Here is a 20,310-nt window from a genome sequence, read left to right as displayed (position 1 = left end):
GGGCCCGCCGCCCGCCGGCGAGCGGCCGGCGGTCCTGGACCGCACAATCCAGACCATGGACCTTCCGGTGATGCCGCCCGTCAAGCCGATGCTGGCCAGCACGGCCGCGGAGATTCCCCCCGGCATGCACTACGAGGCCAAATGGGACGGCTTCCGCGCCATCGTGTTCCGGGACGGCGACGAGCTGGAGATCGGCAGCCGCTCGACCAAGTCGCTCAACCGCTACTTCCCGGAACTGGTCGACGGGCTCAGGGAACGGCTCCCCGAGCGCTGCGTGCTGGACGGCGAGATCGTGCTCGCCCGCGACGACCGGCTGGACTTCGACGCGCTCACCGAACGCATCCACCCCGCCGCGTCCCGGGTCCGGATGCTGGCCGAACGCACGCCCGCCAGCTTCGTCGCGTTCGACCTGCTCGCGCTCGGCGACGCGTCGCTGATGGACGTCCCGTTGCGGGACCGCCGCGCGGCGCTGGAGGAGGCGCTCGGGCACACCCATCAGCCGGTGTTCCTGGCGCCGGCCACCAGCGACCTCGCCGAGGCGCGCGAATGGTACGAGCGGTTCGAGGGCGCCGGGCTCGACGGCATCGTGGCCAAGCCGTTCGACCTGCCCTACCGCCCCGACCAGCGGGCCATGGTCAAGATCAAGCACGAGCGCACCGCGGACTGCGTGGTCGCCGGGCTGCGGCACCACAAGAGCGGGCCGGTGGTCGGCTCGCTGCTGCTCGGCCTCTACGACGACGCCGGCACCCTGCAGCACGTCGGGGTGTGCGCCGCGTTCTCCATGACCCGCCGCCGGGAGCTGATGGCCGAGCTGGAGCCGCTGCTGATGGAGTCCGTCGCCGGCCACCCCTGGGCCGACTGGACCCGCGAGGAGGCGCACGAGACCAGCCGGATGCCGGGCGGCCCCAGCCGCTGGACCGGCACCAAGGACCTGTCCTGGCTGCCGCTGCGCCCCGAGCGGGTCTGCGAGGTGGCGTACGAGCACATGCAGGGCGACCGCTTCCGGCACACCGCCCGGTTCCGCCGCTGGCGGCCCGACCGCGAACCGGGCGAGTGCACCTACGCGCAGCTCGTGGAGCCGGTCAGCTACGACCTCTCCGAGGTGCTCACCCCGCCTCGTCCCTGAGCGCGGTCCGCAGCCGGTCCGCGACCTCCCCGGCGTGCGCCTCGTCGGCGTACCGCCCGCGCGGCCAGAAGAAGCCGCGCAGCCCGTCCTTCCGGTTCCGCGGCACCACGTGCACGTGGAGGTGCGGCACGGACTGGCTGACCCGGTTGTTGAGCGCGACGAACGAGCCGGCCGCCGCCATGCCGCGTTCCACCGCGCCGGTGATCCGCCGCACCCGGACGAAGTACGGGCCGACGTCCTCGGGCGGCAGGTCCGTGAGGGTCTCCACATGCCGCCGGGGCAGCACCAGCACGTGGCCGGGGAACAGCGGACGGTGGTCGAGGAACGCCACCACCGTCTCGTCCTCGAACACCCGGTGGGCCGGCACCTCGCCGTCGACGATCGCGCAGAACAGGCAGTCCACGCCCCCAGTCAACTACCCGCCACGGGAAGCCGCACGGGCGCCCCGTGGTTGACATCAGCATGAACCCCACGGACGAGGCGCGACCCGCGAGCGAGGTCCAGGTGCTGGTGATCGGCGCCGGGCAGGCCGGGCTGTCGAGCGCCTACCACCTGGGCCGGCGCGGGCTCGTGCCCGGACGTGACTTCGTGGTGCTCGACCACGCGCCGCGGTCCGGCGGCGCCTGGCAGTTCCGCTGGCCGACACTGACCTACGGCCGGGTGCACGGCGTGCACGCGCTGCCCGGCATGGAGCTGACCGGCGCGGACCCGGACCGGCCGTCCGCCGAGGTGGTCGCCGAGTACTTCGCCGCCTACGAACGCGCCTTCGCGCTGCCGGTGCGCCGCCCGGTGGACGTCACCGCGGTGCGCGAGGCGGGCGACGGCCGGCTCCTGGTCAGCAGCGACGCGGGGGAGTGGCGCACCCGGGCGCTGATCAACGCCACCGGCACCTGGGACCGACCCTTCTGGCCGCACGTCCCGGGCCAGGGCGACTTCCGCGGGCGCCAGCTGCACACCGCGGACTATCCGGGGCCAGCGGCCTTCGCCGGCGAGCGGGTGGTGGTGGTCGGCGGCGGCACCTCGGGCGTGCAGCACCTGCTGGAGATCGCCGAGGTGGCCGCCGGCACCACGTGGGTGACCCGCCGGCCGCCGCTGTTCCGCGAGGACTCCTTCGGCGAGGTGCAGGGCCGGGCCGCGGTCGCGCTGGTCGAGGACCGGGTGCGGCGCGGCCTGCCACCGCGGAGCGTGGTGTCGGTGACCGGCCTGCCGATGACCGAGGAGATGCGCCGGGCCCGCCGGCGCGGCGTGCTGGACCGGCTGCCGATGTTCGACCGGATCACCCCCGACGGCGTGGCCTGGCGCGACGGCCGCGAGGTGCCGGCCGACACCCTCCTGTGGGCCACCGGGTTCCGGCCGGCCATCGACCACCTGGCGCCGCTGCGGCTGCGCGAACCGGGCGGCGGCATCCGCCTGGACGGCACCCGCGCGGCCCGCGACCCCCGGGTCCACCTGGTCGGCTACGGTCCGTCGGCCAGCACCGTCGGCGCCAACCGGGCCGGCCGGGCGGCCGTGGCGGACCTCCTCGCGTTCCTGGCGCGCGGCGCCGGCCGGGAGCCGGCGCTCACGGCCGGATGATGCCGCGACCGGACCCGAAAGCCGGCGGATCCGCCCAGGTCAGCGGCATGTGCTCGAAACAACTTTTCGACAAGGGGGACGGGCCGCGTCTATGATGCCGTGCTGTCATGGGCCTCGGGGAACCGTGGTGGGGGTGGCCGTCACCGGCCGTCGCCGACCGCGCGTCTCGCCGAGGCCGGGCGCGAGGTCGTCGCCGCCTCCGCGCCGTCCGCCGTCCGCGGCGGAGAGGGACGATGACCGGCACGCAGCGCAGCAGGCACCACCAGGAGTCCCCGTGACCGACGACGCGATCGACACCTCGGTGCCGCACTCGGCCCGCGTCTGGAACTACTGGCTGGGCGGCCGGGACAACTACGAGGTGGACCGGCTGGCCGGCGACCGGTACCGCGCCGCCTACCCCGGCGTGGTCGACGTGGCGCGGGCCTGCCGCGGGTTCCTGGCCCGCAGCGTCCGGCATCTCGCGGGTCCCGTCGGCATCCGGCAGTTCCTCGACATCGGCGCCGGCCTGCCGGCCCCGGACAACGTCCACGAGATAGCCCAGCGCATCGCGCCCGAAAGCCGCGTGGTGTACGTGGACAACGACCCGCTGGTCCTCGCCCACGCCCGCGCGCTGCTGGTCAGCGGCCCCAAGGGCGCCGCCGACTACGTGGCGGCCGACCTGCGGGATCCCGAGAAGATCCTGGTGGCCGCCCGCACCACGCTCGACCTCACCCGGCCGGTGGGCCTGCTGCTCAACGGGGTGCTCGGCCACATCGGAGACGACGAGGAGGCGCGTTCGATCGTCCGGCGGCTGCTCGACGGCCTCCCGTCCGGCAGCCACCTCGCCGTCAACGACGGCACCAAGGTCGTTCACCCCCGGGAGTCGGCGGAGGGGGTGCGCGGCTACAACGCCACCGGGGCGGTGCCCTACCGGCTGCGTGACCCCGAGCAGATCGCCGGGTTCCTCGACGGCCTCGACCTGGTGCCACCTGGCGTCGTGTCGTGCTCCAGATGGCACCCGGAGGCGCCGCGGGAGGGCGCCTCGATCCCCGAGGTGGACGCCTTCTGCGGCGTGGGCCGCAAGCCCTGACCCGGCCCGTGGCGGGGGTGCCCGGCGGCGGGGATGGAAGGCTCGGGCGCCGGGATGATAGGTGTTACTGATGGCATACACCTACGGGCGGCGCGTCACCCACTGTCCCTACTGCGGCACCGGCTATGCCGAGGACCTGGCCTGGCCCCGGGACTGCTCGGGCTGCGGCGAGACGCACTGGCGGAACCCGCTGCCGGTCGCCGTGGCGCTGCTGCCGGTCGAGCGGGACGGCCGCCGCGGACTCGTGGTGGTGCGCCGGGACATCGAGCCGTGCCGTGGCGAACTGGCCCTGCCCGGCGGCTACATGGAGCTCGGTGAGACCTGGCGGCAGGCCGCGGTGCGGGAGCTCAGGGAGGAGACGGGGCTGACCGCCCCGGCCGAGGAGGCGCGGCTCTTCGACGTGCGCAACGGGGAGCTGACGCTGAACGTCTTCGCCCTGCTGCCGCCGCGGGACGCCGACTCCATGCCCGCGTCCACGGCCACCGACGAGGCCACGGAGTGGCTCGTGCTGCACGAGCCGGTCAGCCTGGCCTTCCCGACGCACACCGCGGTGGTGCGCGCGTACTTCGCGGACCATCCGGCCCGGGTGTCGTGACCGCGGTCGTGCGTGCGCGGTCACGACACCCGGAGTCCGGAGGTGACGTCCGGTCGGGCCCCGTGTCACCGGCGGAGCCCGCCGGACGGGTCTTCCGGCGACGGGGCGGTTCCGGTCAGCCGACCCCGGCCTGCTCCTCGGCCCGGCGGGCGGATCCGAGACTGCCGACGTCGGGGTGCCGGGTCTCCGCCCAGCGGCCCAGCACCATCTCGGCGGTGATGCCCGGGCCGAAACCGGCGATCAGGCCGCGCGCCGCCTCGGTCGCCCCGCCGTCCGCGAACATCCGCTCCAGGGCGTCGAAGACGACGCAGCTGGCGATGTTGCCCCGCTCGGCGAGCGTGGCCCGGCTGTACCGGTACATGTCGGGGTCGACCTCGAGGAACTTGCACAGGTCGTCGAGGATCCTGGGACCGCCGGCGTGCACGATGTGGAAGTCGAGCCCGGAGACGTCCCAGTCGTGCTCCTCGGTCAGCGTCCGCAGCGCCGGGGCCAGCATCTTCATCGTCGTCGGCACCCGTTTGTCCAGCAGGAAGTGGAAGCCGGTGCCCCGGACCGCGTAGCTGATCCAGTCCTCGGTGTCCGGCACCAGATGCGAGCCGTTGCGCTCCAGCAGCACGCCGGAGCCGCCGATGCCGCGCACCACCGCGGCGGCCACCGCGTCGCCGAACAGCCCGTTCGACAGCAGCGAGCCCACGCCGAGGTCGGTGGGCTGGTAGCACAGCGAGCAGAACTCGCAGCACACGATCAGCGCGTTGGCCTGCGGATAGGCCAGGCAGAAGTCGTGCGCCCGGTTGATCGCCGCACCGCCGGCGGCGCAGCCCAGCTGCGCGATCGGCAGCTGCCGGGTGTCCGACCTGAAGCCCAGCTCGTTGATGAGCCACGCGGTCAGCGAGGGCATCATGAAGCCGGTGCACGAGACGTACACGATCAGGTCGATGTCGTCCACGCCCAGGCCCGCGTTCCCCAGCGCCTGGTGGACGACCTCGGGCACCCGCCGTTTCGCCTCCTGCTCGTAGAGCCGGTTGCGGCTCTCGAAGCCCGGATGACGCAGCGTCTCCTCGATCGGCTGCACGATGTGCCGGGTCTGTACCCCGGTGTTCTCGATGAGCCGCAGCGCCAGCGCGAGCTGCGGGTGGTCGGCGTGCACGCTGCGGCACAGCTGGAGCGTCTGCTCCATGGTGATGATGTGTTCCGGAACCGCGATGGACGGTCGGCACAGGGTTGCCATGATCCCCTCCCACGCCGCGGGCGGCCTACCGGCCGACGGCCGCGGCATCGATGGCTGTGAACGGTGTTTCTGTGGGTTGTCCTGGTCTCGGTCGGCGGCGACCGCCTCCCAGGGGTCAGCCGCCGGCCACCCTCACCAGATGAGCGGGAGCTCGTACGGGTACCGCCAGATGGACTCGGTGTTCCAGCGCACCTCCTCGGCCGGCACGGCGAGTTCCAGGCGCGGGAAGCGGGTCAGCATCGTGCCGATGGCCACCTGGAGCTCCATCAGCGCCAGCGGGGCGCCGACGCAGTGGTGCGCGCCCCAGCCGAAGGTCATGTGCGGCGAGACCGCCCGGTCCAGGTCGAGCTCGTCGGGGCGCTCGAAGCGCTTCTCGTCCCGGTTGGCGGCCAGATAGGAGACGTGCACGGTGTCGTTGGCCCGGATGGTCACGCCGCCGAGCTCCACGTCCTCGGTGGCGATCCGGGGGATGCCGACGCCCTTGCGGAACGGGATGAAGCGCAGCAGCTCCTCCAGGGCCTGCGGCAGCAGGTCGGGGCGGGCGCGCAGCTTGGTCAGCTGCTCGGGGTTGGTCAGCAACGTGTAGGTGAGGTTGCTGAGTTGGTAGGTGCTGGTGTCGTGTCCTGTGATGAGCAGGATCATCGCCATGACGGTGAGCTCGTCGTCGCCCATCAGGTCGTCGCCGTCCCGGGCGGTGGCCAGCACGCTGATCAGGTCCTCGCCCGGGTCGGCGCGCCGACGGGCGGTCAGCTCGCCGAAGTACGTGCGCAGCTCCGCCTTCGCCTGGATGGCCGCCTCCTTGGTGGTCGGCCCGATGTTCATCATCGTCACGGCGCGACCGCGGAGCTCGTCCCGATCCGGCTCGGGGATGTCGAGCACCTCGCAGATGGTGGTCAACGGCAGCCGCATCGAGACGTGCTTCACCAGGTCCGCGGGCGGCCCGTGTTCGGCCATCCCGTCCAGCAACTCGTCGACGATCCGCTGGGTCGCCGGCCGCATCGCCTCCACCCGGGGCGTGGTGAACGCCTGCGAGACCAGCTTGCGCAGCCGGCTGCTCGCGGGCGGGTCGAGCAGGTTGATGGACTCCGACTGCACGATGGGCTCGGGGGTCATCCTCGGGAAGTCCCGGCCGATGACCGCGGCCCGGCTGAACCTGCGGTCGGTGGTCACGACGCGCACGTCCTCGTAGCGCGTGACCAGCCAGGCCTCACCCTCCCCGTAGGGCATGCGGATCCTGGCGATGGGCGCCTCGGTCATCAGGCGCCGCAGCAACGGGTCGAACTCCAGCCGCTCGGCAAAGTCGAACGGGCAGTTCCACACGGTGTCGGGGGTCTCCACTCCAGGGCTCTCCCTGTCTCTCGGCCCGTCCTCGGGGTCGTTGGGGGCACCGCCCGGGCCCCCAGGGCCTGGGGGAGGGTCGGTGGCGGGCGGGGCGACGCGATCGCCGGCGTCGCGGTGCGCGACGCCTGGTCGCCTGGACGACGGATGTGTCCCCGGGTGCCGACGGGGCCATGTGCCCGCGGCTGATAATTAACCCGTTAGGGGACAGAGCTGGCGAAAGGTATCACCGACGGTGATCATTTTGGGCGCTGGCGCGACGGCGCCCCGGGCGCCGCACGCGCCCCTGGCGGCTACGCGACCCCGGACGACGCGACGCTCGGACCGGCGCCGGCCTCGTGGTTCGCCGGCTCGGCCTCGGCGAGGTTGTCCGGCAGACGCAGGCCCTCGCGCAACGGCACCAGTTCCGACTGCAGCACCATCGCGGCGGCGCCGATGGCGGGGGCCGTCGCGGCGGAACGGGACAGCCGCACCGTGACCGGGTGGGTGGAGCGGGAGAAGAAGGACTCGGTGAGCTCGCGCTGCACCACCGGCAGGTAGATGGAGCCGGCGATGGCCAGGCTCGGCCCGGTGAGGACCAGTTGTTCGAGGTCCATGATGTTCGCCAGGGTGCGCGCCGCGACCGCCAGGTACCGCGCGGACCCCTCCAGCAGGGTGCGGGCGCGCGGCTCGCCACGCAGCGCGGCGCGGGTGACCGCGGCGAAGTCGGCCGCCCGGCGCGCCGGGTCCGCGACCGGCGGCAGGTCCGCCGCGCGCGCCAGCTCGCGGTCCGCGCGCGCCGCGGCGACCACCGCGCCCGGGCCGGCCAGCGTCTCGGTGCAGCCGCGGGCGCCGCACCAGCACTCCGGGCCCTCCAGGTCGAGGCAGATGTGCCCGATCTCGCCGGCGTTGCCGCTCGGCCCCCGGTAGGGGATGCCGTTGATCATCAGGCCCGCGCCGATGCCGGTGCCCATGTAGGCGGCGGCGAAGGTGGACGCGCCGCCGACGCCGCCCGACCAGTGCTCGCCGAGCGCGGCGGCGGTGGCGTCGTTGTCCAGCAGCACGGGCAGCCGGGTGGCCGCGGCCAGCTCCCGGTCCAGCGGGAAGTCCTCCCAGCGTCGCATGGCCGGCGGGACCAGCTGCATGCCGTTGGCCTGGTTCATAGGCCCGGGCGCGACGAGGCCGAGCCCCACCAGGCGGCCGCGGTCCACGTCGGCGCCCTCCAGCAGCGCCTCGATCTCGGTCGCCATCCGCTCCACGACCACCGGCGGGTCGTCGGCGCCCACCCCGGCGCGCGACATCCGGGCCACCACGTCGCCGCCGAGGTCGGTGAGCACGTACGTGAGGCCGGCGTGGTCCAGGTGCACGCCCACCGCGTACCGGGACGTCAGGTTGAGCTGGAGCAGCACCCGTCGTTTGCCCCCGGTGGACTCGGCGCGGCCGGTCTCCAGGACCAGGCCGTCGTCGATCAGACGCCGGACCACGGTGGAGATCGTCGCTCCGGTGAAGCCGGTGGCCCTGACCAGCCCGACCCGGCTGATCGTGCCGGCGGCCCTGATCACGTCCAGGACGGCGGCGCGGCTGCTCGCGTGGGGAGTGGCGCGGGGGGTGGCTCCCGGCTCGGTCACGTGCGTCCTCCCCATCTGCTGCGGGCTCCCGGCCCCCGACGTGTCCTCCCGATCACTCCGGGCGACGCCCAAGTGTAGGCGCCGACACGGGGGGTCGAGCACGGTTCCGCGGCGGCCCGGCCGCGGGTTCGTTTCGTCTGAGGCTTGACTTTGTTAATTCAGCGGCTTAACAATCCTACCCCGGCCAGCCCGCTGCTCGAGCGGCCACGAGAGGAACGTCCATGCTTCAACACCACGGAAGATCCCGGCGCGCCCGCGTCGCGGCGATCGGAGCGCTCGCGCTGGGCCTGCTGGCTACCGGATGCGGTTCGAGCAACGGCGGCGGCACGGCGGCCGGCGACGACACCCTGATCGCCTACAACGGCCAGGCCGGGGATTTCCAGCGCAACTTCAACCCGTACCTCCCGGGCATGAACGAGGGGCCGGGGACGATCTTCGAGCCGCTGTTCTTCTTCAACATCGCACGCCCCGACGAGCCGCAGCCGCGCCTGGGCACCGAGTACTCCTGGAACGAGGACGGCACCGAGCTGTCGATCACCCTCCGGGAGGGCGTGACCTGGTCCGACGGCGAGGAATTCACCGCCGACGACGTGAAGTTCACCTTCGACATGCTCGTGGCGAACGACACCATCAACACCGTCGGTTTCGCCGGCGAGACCGAGGTCGTCAGCCAGACCGAGGTGCGGGTCAGCTTCGACAACCCCGCCTACATGGACGCCCCGCAGCTGCTCGGCAAGATCTGGATCGTCCCCGAGCACATCTGGAAGAACATCGAGGACCCCTCCACCGACCAGGTCCGTGAGCCCATCGGCACCGGCCCCTTCACCCTCTCCGAGTTCAAGCCGCAGGCGTTCACCCTCGCCGCCAACCCGGACTACTGGGACGGCGCGCCGGCCGTGAAGAACGTGCGGTACGTATCGCTGTCCGGCAACCAGGCCGGCGCCGACGCCCTGTCCGCCGGGACCATCGACTGGCAGACCGGCCCCGTGCCCAACATGGACAACGTCCCGGAGGTGTACCCCGGATACGACGCGGTCACCGCCAACGTCTTCCAGATGGCACTGTTCACCTGCTCCAGCGCCGAACTCGGATGCGAGGGCCCGCAGACGGACCCGGCGGTGCGCCACGCGATCTACTACGCCATGGACCGCGACCAGCTCAACGCCCTGGCGTTCCAGAACACCGCGGCCGAGATCTCTCCCGGCATGGCGCTGCCCGGCCGTGACGAGGAGATCATCTCCGACCAGCTGACCGAGCGCACCGCCCCGATGACGGCCCAGGTGGACCAGGCCGAGCAGATCCTCCAGGACGCCGGCTACGCCAAGGGCGACGACGGCATCTACGCCAAGGACGGCGAGAAGGTCTCCCTCAGCGTGAGCGTCGTCGCGGGCTGGAACGACTACATCACGGCGATCAACACCATGGCGGAGCAGCTGGAGGCCGCCGGGATCGAGCTGACCGTGGAGCAGTCCTCCTTCAACGAGTGGTCCAGCGCGCGCGGCCGGGGCGACTACGAGCTGCTGATCGACTCGCAGTACCCGGGCCCCTCGGGCGACCCGTACTGGGGCTACAGCTACTTCTACTCCGGCGACAACACCGCGCCGGTCGGCGAGACCGCCAACCCCAACTTCGCCCGCTACGACAACGACGAGGTGAACGAGGCGCTGGAGTCCCTGCGGCAGATCGACCCGATGGACACCGCCGCCCGCCAGCCGTACCTCGACACCATCCAGACCCGCCTCGAAGAGGACATGCCGTACATCCCGATCATGGTGGGCGGCAACACCAGCGAGGTCAACGTCGAGAAGTTCACCGGTTGGCCCACCGCCGACGATCTGTACGCCTTCCCCGCCATCTGGCAGAAGCCGGACCAGGCCGAGATCCTGAAGCACCTCCAACCTGCCGGCGAGTGAGTGACACGAGGTCATGAGGTACTACGTCCGTAAGCTCGGGTTCTACCTCGTCGCCCTCTGGGCGGCGCTGACCCTGAACTTCTTCATCCCGCGGATGATGCCGGGGAACCCGGTCGACACGCTGCTGGCCAAGCTCCAGCAGCGTGGCGGCTCGGTCGATCCGGCCGTGCGCCGGTCCTACGAACTGCTGCTCGGCACCGACACCGGCGAGCCGCTGTGGGACCAGTACGTGTCCTATCTGGGCAACATCCTCCGCGGCGATCTGGGGGTCTCGGTCAGCGCCTTCCCGGAGGACGTCACCTACGTCATCTCCCAGGCGCTGCCCTGGACCATCACCCTGGTCGGCATCGCGACCCTGCTCTCCTTCCTGGTCGGGGTGGGGCTGGGCGCGGTCGTCGGCTGGAAGCGGGGCACCTGGCTGGACTCGCTGGTGCCGGCCACCACGGTGCTCTCCGCGGTGCCGTACTTCTGGCTGGCGCTCATCTTCATCCTGGTGTTCTCGTCCATGCTGGACTGGTTCCCGCTCCAACAGGGCTACGACGTGACCCTGATGCCCGGCTGGAACCCGGAGTTCATCCAGTCCGCGATCTACCACGGCACCCTGCCGGCCCTGACCATCGTGGTCTCCTCGGTCGGCGGCTGGCTGCTGGGCATGCGGAACATGATGGTGTCGACCATGGACGAGGACTACGTCCTCACCGCCCGGGCCAAGGGTCTGCGCGACCGCCGCATCATGACCCGCTACGCGGCCAGGAACGCGGTGCTCCCGTCGGTGGCCGGCTTCGCGATCTCCCTCGGCTTCGTGGTGTCCGGATCCATCATCACCGAGCAGGTCTTCTCCTACCCGGGCATCGGCAGCAAGCTGCTCCAGGCCGTGGAGAACAACGACTACGCCCTGATGCAGGGCATCTTCCTGGTGATCACCGTGGCCGTGCTGGGCGCGAACCTGATCGTGGACCTGCTGTACGGCCTCATAGATCCCCGCACCCGGGTCGAGAAGTGAACGAGGAGCTGGCATCGTGACCCATCTCAGTCCGCTCCCCGAGAGCACCGACGCGGCGGCGCCCGCCGCCGAGGACGTCGCCCCGCGCAGCGGCTGGCGCTCCCTGTTGCCCAGTTGGTCGCCGAAGCTCGGCTTCGGCCTGTTCCTGGTCCTCGGCATCGCGCTCTTCGGGGTGCTCGGGCCGATGCTGGTGACCGACCCGGACGCCATCAGCAGCACCGGTCTGGCCTCGCCGGGCGACGGCCACCTGCTGGGCACCACCCAGACGGGGCAGGACGTCCTGGCCCAGCTCGCCTACTCCACCCGGGGTTCGCTCCAGATCGGCCTGCTGGTCGGCATCCTGGCCACGGTGCTGTCCGCGATCTTCGGCATCATCGGCGGCTACGTCGGCGGCTACGTGGACGAGGGCTTCTCGCTGTTCTCCAACGTCATGCTGGTCATCCCCGGGCTGCCGCTGGTCATCGTGATCGCCGGCTTCGTGCCGGCCAGGGACCGCGGCTGGTGGACCGTGGCGTTGGTGCTCGCCATCACCGGCTGGGCCGCCTCGGCGCGGGTGCTGCGCGCCCAGACCCTCTCGCTGCGCAACCGCGACTACGTGGCCGCGGCGCGCGTCGCGGGGGAGAAGCGCTGGCGGATCGTCACGGTGGAGATCCTGCCGAACCTGCTGCCGCTGCTGGCCTCGCAGTTCGTCTTCGCGGTGATCGCCGCGATCCTCTCCGAGGCCGGCCTGTCGTTCCTGGGCCTCGGGGCGTCGAACTCCCACACCCTCGGCACGATGCTCTACTTCGCGCAGAACGGCTTCGCGCTGCAGTACGAGGCGTGGTGGTGGTTCGTGCCGCCGGGACTGATGATCGCCCTCTTCGGCTGCGGCCTCGCGCTGATCAACTTCAGCATCGACGAGATCATCAACCCCAAGCTGCGCGTCCCCCGTTCGGCCCGGGGAGCCAACACCGGCCGCGTGAGCGCCTCCGCGAAGACCGCCTCCGCGGACACGGGCACCGCGGACCCCGCCGCTGCGAAGGCCGGCTCAGCGAACACCGGTGTAGCGGAGACCGCCTCCGCGGGCACGGGCGCCGCGTCCGCCTCCGCGGGCACGGGCTACGCGGATCCCGCCGCTGCGAAGGCCGGCTCAGCGAACACCGGTGTAGCGGAGGCCGGCTCCGCGGAGACCGCCGCAGCGAAGACCGGCCACGCGAACACCGGCTCCGCGACGGCCGACTCGGCGAAGGCCGGCTCCGCGGATCCCGGCTCCGCGGTCCGCACCGTCGAGACGGCGGCTGGCGGTCCGGGAAGGACACCCGTGTTGACGGTGACCGCGCTCGACGTCGTGTACCAGACGGAGAACCCCGTCCACGCCGTCAGGGACGTCTCCCTCACCCTGGGCCGCGGCGAGATCCTCGGCCTGGCGGGCGAGTCCGGCTGCGGCAAGACCACCCTGGCCTACGCGATCAACCGGCTGCACCGCCCGCCGGCCGAGGTCACCCACGGCTCCGTGACCTTCCACGACCGGAGCGGCGAGGACATCGACCTGCTGTCCCTGCGGCGGGAGCCGCTGCGCCGGTTCCGCTGGGACAAGCTGTCCATGGTGTTCCAGGGCGCGATGAACTCCCTCAATCCGGTGATCACCATCCACGAGCAGCTCGACGACGTGCTCACCACGCACCGCCCCGACATGCCGAAGGATCAGCGGGTGGCGCGCTGTCGGGAGGTGCTCGGGCTGGTCGGCGTCGACCCGGCGCGGCTGTCCTCCTTCCCGCACGAGCTCTCCGGCGGCATGCGGCAGCGCGTCATGATCGCGATGGCGATGCTGCTCGACCCGCAGGTGATGATCATGGACGAGCCCACCACCGCGCTGGACGTGGTCGTGCAGCGCGGCATCCTGCGGGAGATCATCCGGCTCCGGGACGAGCTCGGCTTCGCGGTGATCTTCATCACCCACGACCTGCCGCTGCTGCTGGAGCTGAGCGACACCATCGCCGTGATGCGCGAGGGCCGGGTGGTGGAGTACGCGCCGGCCGACGAGATCTACGCCAGGCCGCGGCACGCCTACACCCGGCAGCTGCTCGCCTCCTTCCCGAGCCTGACCGGCGAGCGCGGCGCCTTCGTCCGCGGGTCCGACACCCCACCGTCCGAGGCGTTGTCGGGGACGACGCCGCAGCAGAACGACACCGAGGGAGCGCCCCGATGACCACGCTGGAGGTCCGCGACCTGGTGAAGGACTACGCGGTCAGGGACGGCTTCCGGCACGGCACCCTGCGCGCCGTGAACCGGGTCTCCTTCACCCTGACCCCGGGCCGCACCGTCGCCCTGGTGGGGGAGTCGGGCTCGGGGAAGTCCACCGTCGCGAAGATGATCGCGCGCCTGGAACGGCCCACCGCGGGCGAGATCGTCGCCACCCGCCCCGACGGGCGGCCGGTCGCCCACCGCGCGTACCGCGACCACGTGCAGATGGTCTTCCAGGACCCGTTCGCCTCGCTCAACCCCTTCCACACCATCGAGCACCATCTCGCCCGCCCGCTGCGGCTGCACGGGCGGGCCAGGGGCCGGGCGGAGACCAGGGCGCAGGTGGAGCAGCTGCTGGAGCGCGTCAACCTGGTGCCGGCGCGCCAGCTCGCCCAGCGCCGCCCGCACGAGCTGTCGGGCGGCCAGCGGCAGCGGGTGGCGATCGCCCGCGCGCTGGCGCCGGGCGCGCGGGTCGTCGTCGCCGACGAGCCGGTGTCGATGCTCGACGTGTCCATCCGCCTGGGCGTGCTCAACCTGCTGGCCAGGCTGCAGCGCGAGGACCGGCTCGCGGTGCTCTACATCACCCACGACCTGGCCACCGCGCGGCACTTCTCCGACGACATCCTCGTGATGTACCGCGGGCGGGTGGTGGAACGCGGTCCCGCGGACGACGTCATCCTCACCCCGCAACACCCCTACACGCGGCTGCTCGCCGCGGCGGCGCCCAACCCCGAGGAACGCGGGCGGTCGCTGACCGGCGAGGCCGAGGAGATCGATCCCGAGGAGCTGACCCGGACCTACGACCACCACGCGAAGGCGTGGCTGGAACAGGACGAGGACCGGTCCCGGGCAGCCTCCGGCGGCGCGACTTGACGGCGCGCGGGGCCGGGGGCGCGCCCTCCGGCCCCGCGCGGCCCGGCTCAGACCCGGGTGGCGCGGACCAGCACCAGCCGTTCGGGGAACAGCACGGGCGCCTGCAACCCCGCGCGTTCCAGCGCGCGCCCCGGCAGCCGCACGCCGTCCCCGGTCCACCACGGCAGCGCCGCGCCCCAGCGGGCGGCGTTGCCGTCCGGCACGTCGCCGGGCGGCTGCGGCCGCACGTGGTAGACGGCGTCCGGGTCGAGTCCCGGCAGCCGCACCGGGCCCGGCGGGTAGGCCGTCGAGGTGGCGACGGCCACGACCGCGAACACCGCGTCGGAGCCGTCCTCGGCCACCACCCCGTGCACCCGGTAGGCCGGGTCCTGGTGGTCGGCGTGGACCGCGGTTCCGGTGTGCAGCAGCGGTCGGAGCTCCTTGTAGAGCGCGACCCACTCGGCCAGCCGCACCAGCTCCGCCGGCTCCGCGCCGGTGAGGTCCCACTCGATGCCGAAATGGCCGAACAGCGCGGTGCCGGCCCGGAAGTCGAGCGGGTGCCGCCGGTCGGTGGTGTGCGCCAGGCCGGCCCCGACGTGGGTGCCCATCAGCTCCAGCGGGATCAACGCGTTGGTCCAGCGCTGGATCTGCTGCCGCTCCAGGGCGTCGATGCAGTCGGAGACCCACACCCGGTCGGTGCGCTGCAGGATCTCCAGGTCGACCCGTCCGCCGCCGGAGGAGCAGGACTCGATCTCCACGCCGGGATGCCGGCGGCGCAGCTCGTCCAGGAGCCGGTAGACGGCCAGCGTCTGGTCGTGCACCCCGGCCCGGCCCGAGGGCTGGTGCCCGGCCTCCACCAGGTCCCGGTTGTGGTCCCACTTCAGGTAGCCGATGGGGTACGTGCCGAGCAGCGTGTCCAGCCGCTCCAGGATGTGGGCGAACGCCTCGGGCCTGGCCAGGTCGAGGACCTGCTGGCTCCTGGCGGTGCCGGGCAGCCGGTCGCCGGTCGCCATGATCCAGTCGGGATGGGCGCGCGCCAGGTCGGAGTCCTCGTTGATCATCTCCGGCTCGACCCAGAGCCCGAACTGCATGCCGAGCCCGGTCACGTGGTCGGTCAGCGGGGTGAGGCCGTCCGGCCAGACCTCGTCGGAGACGTACCAGTCGCCCAGGCCCCTGCGGTCGTCGCGGCGCGAGCCGAACCAGCCGTCGTCCAGCACGAACCGCTCGGCGCCGACCTCCGCGGCGGCGTCGGCCAGCCGCCGCAGCCGGTCCAGGTCGTGGTCGAAGTAGACCGCCTCCCAGGTGTTGACCACGACCGGACGGGGCGTGGCGGGATGGTGCGGCCGGGCGCGCAGCTCCCGGTGGAAGCGCGCGGAGAGTTCGTCGAGCCCGGTGCCGTGCGAGCCGTACTGCCAGGGCGAGGCGTAGCTGGCGCCCGGCGCGAGCGACATCTCGCCGGACAGCAGGAGCTCGCCGGAGCCGAGCGACGAGACGCCGTGGTAGGTGCGTTCGGCGAAGGTGCGGTGGTTGCCCGACCAGGCGGTGTGCACCCCCCACACCTCGCCACCGCGGTTGCCGAACCCGGCCGTGCCGGCCACCAGCAGGTAGGCCGCGTCGTAGCCGGTGCGTCCCGTGCGGTTCTCCCGCGTCCACAGCCCTTGGTGGAACGGGGTGCGCTGCGGGCTGCGCTCGCGCAGGTGGTGGCCGGTGAAGTCGAGCAGTTCGGTGGCGGCCGTCGGCACCGGCAGGGTCAGGTGGAGGGCGTCCACGGCGAACGGGGTGTCACCGCGGTTGGTGACACTCGCCCGCTGCCGCACCAGGCCCGCGGGGGTGAGCTCGATCGTCAGCTCCAGGTCGAGCGCGGCGGTGCGGTCGTGCGCCCGCACCAGCACGCCGTCCGCCGTCCTGGTCACCTCGACCACGGCGAACGCGGTGGAGAAGTCCGCGCCGCCGCGGTTCCCGACCAGTCCCGGCGTGCCCAGCCAACCAGCCGACTGCTCGGGCAGCACGGCGACCTCGACGGGGCCGTCGACCGAGAAGCCGATGGGCTGCGGCCGTTGGGCGAGCCGCAGCGCGGCGAGCTCCGCGGGGCCGAGCGGGCCGAGGTCGGCGCCCCAGTGCACCACCCGGGGCAGCCGGGCCCCGGAGAGGTCGAGCACCAGGCTGACGCCGGCCGCGCGCAGCTGGATCAGATCGGACGGCGGGCCGCCGTCGGGGGATCGAGGTACCACGATGGTCGGGTGTCCTTCGCATTCGGGCCGCCGTCGCCAAACGGGGCGTTGACTTACTTTATTAGATTGAATAAGAATCTCATGATCCGGTCGACTCTGAGAACCTGCCGGACGAACTCGCCGAAAGAGAAGCTGGGAGTGGTGTCACGATGATCCGTCGCACCGTGCATGACGGTTGGCGCCTGACCGCGGTGGGCGGGCCCGTGCCCGCGGAGATCGGGGAGCTCGGGGAGATCCCGGCCCGGGTGCCCGGCTGCGCCCACCTCGACCTGCTCGCCGCCGACCTCATCCCCGACCCGTACCTGGACCGGGTCGAGGAGGAACTGGTCTGGGCCCACCGGGCCCACTGGCGGTACGCCACCACGCTCGCCGCCGACGCGCCCTCCCCCGACGAACGGGTCGACCTCGTCTTCGACGGACTCGACACGGTGGCCACCGTGGAACTCGGCGGCACGCGGCTGGGCAGCACCGCCAACATGCACCGCTCCTACCGCTTCGACGTCCGGGACCTGGTCGGCGCGGGCCCGCAGGAGCTCGGCGTCACCTTCCGCCCGGCCCTGGAGTACGCGGAGGAGCACGTGCGCCGGCTGGAGGCCCGGCCCCGCGCCTACTCGCACCCGTTCAACATGGTCCGCAAGATGGCCTGCTCCTTCGGCTGGGACTGGGGCCCCGACCTGCAGACCGCCGGCATCTGGAAGCCGGTCCGGCTGGAGCGCTGGCACACCGCGCGGCTGGCCGAGGCGCGCCCGTTGGTGACCGTCGCCGAGGACGGCACCGGGCGGGTCGCGGTGCACGCCACCGTCGAACGCTCCGGGCTCGGCCCGGACGCCGAACTGCGGCTCACCGCCGCCGTGGGCGACCACCGGGCCACCGCCGCCGTGCCGGCCGGCACGGACACCGCCGTGGTCACCGTGGAGGTGCCGGACGCCCGGCTGTGGTGGCCGGCCGGCCACGGCGACCAGCCGCTCTACGATCTGACGGTCACCCTCGACGCCGCGGACGACGCGTCCGCCGAGCCGCTGGACACGACCGAGCGCCGGATCGGCTTCCGCACCGTCACCCTCGACACCGAGCCCGACGACGTCGGCACCCCGTTCACCCTCGTCGTCAACGGCCGGCCGATCTTCGCCAAGGGCGCCAACTGGATACCCGACGACCACCTGCTCACCCGGATCACCCGGGAGCGCCTCGAACGCCGGGTGGACCAGGCGGTCGAGGCCCACATGAACATGCTGCGGGTGTGGGGCGGCGGTATCTACGAGACCGACGACTTCTACGACGTCTGCGACGAGCGGGGCGTCCTGGTGTGGCAGGACTTCCCGCTGGCCTGCGCCGCCTATCCCGAGGAGGAACCGCTCTGGGGCGAGTTCGAGGCCGAGGCGCGGGAGAACGTCGCCCGGCTCGCCGGCCACCCCTCGCTCGCCCTGTGGAACGGCGGCAACGAGAACCTCTGGGGCTGGATGGACTGGGGCTGGCAGGACGAACTCGCCGGCCGGACCTGGGGCCGTCGCTACTACACCGAGCTGTTCCCCCGCGTCGTCGCCGAACTCGACCCCACCGTCCCGTACTCCGAGGGCAGCCCCTACACCCCGGGCTTCACCCCCGAGGAACTCCACCCCAACGACGCCGACCACGGCACCCGCCACGAGTGGAAGGTGTGGAACCAGCTCGACTACACCACCTACCGCGACCACGTGCCGCGGTTCTGCTCGGAGTTCGGCTTCCAGGGCCCGCCCAACTGGGCCACCCTCACCCGGTGGATCCACGACGAGCCGCTGACCCCGACCTCCCCCGGCTTCCTGCTGCACCAGAAGGCGGAGGACGGCAACGGCAAGCTGGACCGCGGCATGGCACCGCACCTGCCCCAACCAGGAACCTTCGCCGACTGGCACTGGGCCACCCAGCTCAACCAGGCCCGCGCCGTCGCCTTCGGGATCGAGCACTTCAGGTCCCACTGGCCGCGCACCGCCGGCGCCCTGGTCTGGCAGCTCAACGACTGCTGGCCGGTGACCTCCTGGGCCGCCGTGGACGGCGACGGGCGCCGCAAGCCACTGTGGTACGGCTTGCGCCACGCCTTCGCCCCGCGCCTGCTGACCGTGCAGCCCCGGCAGGGCAGGACCGCGCTGCTGGCCGTGAACGACACCGACGCCGCGTGGCGCGGCGACCTCCGCGTCCAGCGCCTGACGTTCGACGGCGACCCCCTGGACGACGCTACGATCTCCCTCGACGTCTCGGCGCACTCCGTCGCCGAACTGGAGCTGCCGGACTCGCTGGTGAAGCCGGCCGACGCGACCGGGGAGGTGCTGGTGGCCACCACCGCGGACGCCCGCGCGGTGCATCCGTTCGCCGAGGACCGGGACGCGCGGTACGCGCCCACGCCGCTCCGCGCCGAGGCCGTGGCGATGCCCGGCGGGTACCGGGTGGACGTGCGCGCCGAATCGTTCGCCCGCGACGTGGCGATCCTGGCCGACCGGGTGGCACCCGACGCCGAGGTGGACGAGCAACTGGTGTCCCTGCTGGCCGGCGAGACCCGCTCGTTCACGGTGCGGACCGCCGCCACCGTGGACCCGGCCGCGTTCGCCGACCCGTTGGTGCTGCGCTGCGCCAACTCCCTGAGGGACGAACGGACGGAGGACCGCCGGTGACCCAACGCGGGACGACCGCCCCGGGGGCCGTCGGTCTGGTGCTCGCGCGGCCCGCCAGGCTGCTGGGCGTCGAGCCGTTCTTCATGGAGTTCATCGCCGGGATAGAGGAGCGGCTGTCCGCGCGGGGGATGTCCGTGCTGCTGCACGTCGTGCCGGCCCAGTCCGAGGAGATCGCCACCCACCGACGGTGGGCGGAGCGCGGCCTGGTCGACGCCGTGGTGGTGGTCAACCTCACCACCGACGACCGCCGGCCGGCCGTGCTCCGCGAGCTGGGACTTCCGGCCGTGGTCGTCGGCACCTGGAAGGGCGAGCCGGCGACCGCGTACGTGGGCACCAACAACGAGGACAGCGTCCGCGAGGCGCTCGGCCGCCTGCTCGACCTCGGCCACCGGCGGATCGCCCGGGTCACCGGCCCCGCCGAGCTGCTGCACACCCGCACCAGGACGGAGGCCCTGCGGGAGGGCTGCCAGGCCGTGGGCATCGCTCCGGTCGTGGTGGAGGGCGACTACTCCGCCGAGGCGGGCGAGCGGTTGACCGCCCGGCTGCTCAAGCGCGACGAGCCGCCCACCGCGATCCTCTACGACAACGACGTGATGGCGGTGGCGGGCCTGGGCGCCGCCAAGGACGCCGGCGTGGCGGTGCCCGAACGGCTCTCCCTGATCGCCTGGGACGACTCCACGCTGTGCCGGCTGGCCACACCCGCGCTGTCCACCATGAGCGTCGACGTCCACCAGTACGGCGTCTCGGTCGCCGAGACGGTGCTGGAGCTGGTCGACGGCCGTCCGGTCACCCTCCGGATGGCGCCGCCGGCGCGGTTCGTGGCCCGCGGGACGACCGCGCCCGCGCCCTGAGCCGGCCGGCGACGCGGGTCATCGCGGCCCGCGCGGTCGGCGGGCGAGGAGAGG

General features: G+C 72.7%; 15 protein-coding genes. 10 read left to right on the top strand and 5 right to left on the bottom strand.

The window, feature by feature from the left end; genetic code table 11:
• Window positions 1-55: 55 nt before the first annotated feature.
• Window positions 56-1,126 (top strand): ATP-dependent DNA ligase, encoded by a 1,071-nt coding sequence (locus ABGB06_RS15440; protein WP_347589501.1) that lies wholly within the window; start codon window positions 56-58, stop codon window positions 1,124-1,126.
• On the opposite strand, the gene ABGB06_RS15435 is transcribed toward ABGB06_RS15440, so the two are convergent.
• Window positions 1,107-1,529: an HIT family protein gene (locus tag ABGB06_RS15435; RefSeq protein ID WP_347589499.1), complete on the bottom strand. Its 423-nt coding sequence runs from the start codon at window positions 1,527-1,529 to the stop codon at window positions 1,107-1,109. The two genes, ABGB06_RS15440 and ABGB06_RS15435, sit on opposite strands and share 20 nt — an antisense overlap.
• 59 nt (window positions 1,530-1,588) lie before the next feature.
• On the opposite strand from ABGB06_RS15435, the gene ABGB06_RS15430 reads away from it, so the two are divergent.
• The 3 genes from ABGB06_RS15430 (at window position 1,589) to ABGB06_RS15420 (ending at window position 4,365) form a co-directional block, all read left to right on the top strand.
• A complete protein-coding gene (locus tag ABGB06_RS15430; protein ID WP_347589497.1) occupies window positions 1,589-2,701 on the top strand; it encodes an NAD(P)-binding domain-containing protein in 1,113 nt (370 codons plus the stop codon).
• Between the two features lie 274 nt (window positions 2,702-2,975).
• The gene (locus ABGB06_RS15425; RefSeq protein WP_347589495.1) at window positions 2,976-3,770 is read left to right on the top strand and encodes an SAM-dependent methyltransferase; all 795 of its coding nucleotides are present in this window, start codon (window positions 2,976-2,978) and stop codon (window positions 3,768-3,770) included.
• Window positions 3,771-3,840: 70 nt separating this feature from the next.
• Window positions 3,841-4,365 (top strand): NUDIX domain-containing protein, encoded by a 525-nt coding sequence (locus ABGB06_RS15420; protein WP_347589493.1) that lies wholly within the window; start codon window positions 3,841-3,843, stop codon window positions 4,363-4,365.
• A gap of 115 nt (window positions 4,366-4,480) precedes the next feature.
• Here the strand turns inward: ABGB06_RS15420 and ABGB06_RS15415 are convergent, their stop codons facing one another.
• From ABGB06_RS15415 to ABGB06_RS15405, 3 genes are all read right to left on the bottom strand, one after another.
• Window positions 4,481-5,593, bottom strand: coding sequence for a type III polyketide synthase (locus ABGB06_RS15415; RefSeq protein WP_347589491.1), 1,113 nt, complete (start codon window positions 5,591-5,593; stop codon window positions 4,481-4,483).
• A 132-nt stretch (window positions 5,594-5,725) separates the two neighbouring features.
• Entirely contained in the window at window positions 5,726-6,931 is a 1,206-nt protein-coding gene (locus ABGB06_RS15410) for a cytochrome P450 (protein ID WP_347589489.1), read from the bottom strand.
• 293 nt (window positions 6,932-7,224) lie between these two features.
• Entirely contained in the window at window positions 7,225-8,538 is a 1,314-nt protein-coding gene (locus tag ABGB06_RS15405; RefSeq protein ID WP_347589487.1) for an ROK family transcriptional regulator, read from the bottom strand.
• 221 nt (window positions 8,539-8,759) lie between these two features.
• On the opposite strand from ABGB06_RS15405, the gene ABGB06_RS15400 reads away from it, so the two are divergent.
• From ABGB06_RS15400 to ABGB06_RS15385, 4 genes are read left to right on the top strand one after another with little or no spacing between them, the layout of a single operon-like run.
• Entirely contained in the window at window positions 8,760-10,451 is a 1,692-nt protein-coding gene (locus tag ABGB06_RS15400) for an ABC transporter substrate-binding protein (protein WP_347589485.1), read from the top strand.
• A gap of 13 nt (window positions 10,452-10,464) precedes the next feature.
• Complete coding sequence (locus ABGB06_RS15395; protein WP_347589483.1) at window positions 10,465-11,454, top strand: ABC transporter permease; 990 nt, start codon at window positions 10,465-10,467, stop codon at window positions 11,452-11,454.
• Window positions 11,455-11,470: 16 nt separating this feature from the next.
• Window positions 11,471-13,642, top strand: a complete 2,172-nt coding sequence (locus tag ABGB06_RS15390; RefSeq protein WP_347589481.1) for an ATP-binding cassette domain-containing protein — start codon at window positions 11,471-11,473, stop codon at window positions 13,640-13,642.
• Window positions 13,639-14,550, top strand: coding sequence for an ATP-binding cassette domain-containing protein (locus ABGB06_RS15385; protein WP_347589479.1), 912 nt, complete (start codon window positions 13,639-13,641; stop codon window positions 14,548-14,550). The genes ABGB06_RS15390 and ABGB06_RS15385 overlap by 4 nt, the downstream gene beginning before the upstream one ends.
• Before the next feature lie 47 nt (window positions 14,551-14,597).
• Here the strand turns inward: ABGB06_RS15385 and ABGB06_RS15380 are convergent, their stop codons facing one another.
• Window positions 14,598-16,760, bottom strand: a complete 2,163-nt coding sequence (locus ABGB06_RS15380; protein WP_347589477.1) for an alpha-galactosidase — start codon at window positions 16,758-16,760, stop codon at window positions 14,598-14,600.
• A gap of 149 nt (window positions 16,761-16,909) precedes the next feature.
• Here ABGB06_RS15380 and ABGB06_RS15375 point away from each other — a divergent pair, with 149 nt between their 5' ends.
• Window positions 16,910-19,405, top strand: a complete 2,496-nt coding sequence (locus ABGB06_RS15375) for a glycoside hydrolase family 2 protein (protein ID WP_347589475.1) — start codon at window positions 16,910-16,912, stop codon at window positions 19,403-19,405.
• The gene (locus ABGB06_RS15370) at window positions 19,402-20,256 is read left to right on the top strand and encodes a substrate-binding domain-containing protein (protein WP_347589473.1); all 855 of its coding nucleotides are present in this window, start codon (window positions 19,402-19,404) and stop codon (window positions 20,254-20,256) included. The genes ABGB06_RS15375 and ABGB06_RS15370 overlap by 4 nt, the downstream gene beginning before the upstream one ends.
• Window positions 20,257-20,310 lie beyond the last annotated feature (54 nt).

This window comes from Streptomyces sp. B6B3 (assembly GCF_039871525.1).
Classification (GTDB): Bacteria; Actinomycetota; Actinomycetes; order Streptomycetales; family Streptomycetaceae; genus Streptomyces.
The sequence above is the reverse complement of the archived record's forward strand: the minus strand, read 5'-3'. Positions and strand labels throughout refer to the sequence as shown.